This is a genomic window from Halomonas sp. IOP_31 (assembly GCF_021151495.1).
GTDB lineage: Bacteria > Pseudomonadota > Gammaproteobacteria > Pseudomonadales > Halomonadaceae > Modicisalibacter > Modicisalibacter zincidurans.
In genome coordinates this window covers 1-1,093 of record NZ_JAIRBP010000086.1, presented here as the reverse complement: position 1 = coordinate 1,093, position 1,093 = coordinate 1, and the positions used below count along the sequence as shown (strand labels likewise).

Annotated in this window: 1 protein-coding gene and 1 pseudogene; both read left to right on the top strand. The window is 59.2% G+C overall.

The window, feature by feature from the left end; translation table 11 throughout:
* The first annotated feature begins 454 nt into the window (after positions 1-454).
* Positions 455-697: an IS66 family insertion sequence element accessory protein TnpA gene (gene tnpA, locus K7I12_RS17420; RefSeq protein ID WP_231664814.1), complete on the top strand. Its 243-nt coding sequence runs from the start codon at positions 455-457 to the stop codon at positions 695-697.
* Positions 698-830: 133 nt separating this feature from the next.
* Positions 831-974: pseudogene (locus K7I12_RS17415) on the top strand (IS256 family transposase); the annotation flags it as partial.
* Positions 975-1,093: the final 119 nt, after the last annotated feature.

The following is a 1,093-nucleotide window of genomic DNA, read 5'->3' as shown; positions in this document are numbered from 1 at the left end:
GTCGGCTAGTACTTCCCCTTGCCGGGCGTACAGGGGACTTTCACCCCCAAGTCATCCCGAGGCACCACCCTCGGGAACAGCGCCACTCAGGCGCTGCGCGCCATGCCTGGCGCACACGCAACAGGCCGCTCCTATCGGGGCGGCCTTTGTAATCCATCCTGCCCTGAGTATCTCCCCCGCACACACGATAAGGTACCGTCGACGTGGCTGACTTATCCGATCGTCGCGCTGGCGCGCCGGTCGACATGACCAGCTCGAATTTCGGAAATCCTCTCAACGCCCTGGCCTGATCAGCTCTTTACTCAGCGCTTGGGCGTAGACCTTACGTGCTGTCTGAGCTATGGCGAGTCGCTGTTGAAGGGTAAGCGTCCCGCCATCTGCATCTGTTGAAGTCGCCTTGCAGCCTTGATCATGGCGTGATGTTCACCACCATCCCAGATCGAACGGAGGCTTCATGTCCCAGATTCCCAACACCTCGAAAGAGAAGCGTCGCTTCTGGCTTTCGCATCTGGAGGCCTGGCGTGACAGCGGTCTCGCCATGGCAGCCTATGCCCGCCAAGTAGGGATTTCCTCCAAGAGCCTGGGCTACTGGCATGGCAAGACCCGGCGTGAGTCGGCACCGGCGGCCACCACCCGGCGGCCTCGGCTGTTACCCGTATCGGTGGCGGCCAGTTTGCCTCAAGTGGGTCAATTTTAAGTCGGTGCTGGTGGGTCAGTATTACTCCGGCGGGAGTTAAGCTCAAGTCTGGTGTATGGGAGGAAGTAGGAAGGGTGGCGTATCCTGTTGATTGATCACAACCAAGATCTCAACCAACACGAGTGGATACGCCATGACAGATTCTACCTTCCAAGACGTGACGCAGCCAGATGCCGGCATCACAGACCCGCTGCATGAGCTGCTGCGCAAAGGAGCCCGAGACCTGATCGCCAAGGCCGTGGAGGCGGAGTTGACCACTTTCCTGGAGCAATTTGCCGGAGTCTGTCAACATAGTTGGCACATGAAATGGTTTCGGCTCTTTAAAACCCTGCTGCCTGTGGCACCGGCTCCCGCTCGGGATTCAGGTGCACCACCTCTGGCAAGCTGAGGTTTCGG

What these genes read in the sequence shown, in the direction of transcription:
- tnpA (WP_231664814.1), top strand. Translation starts at nt 455, where the DNA reads ATGTCCCAGATTCCCAACACCTCGAAAGAGAAGCGTCGCTTCTGGCTT.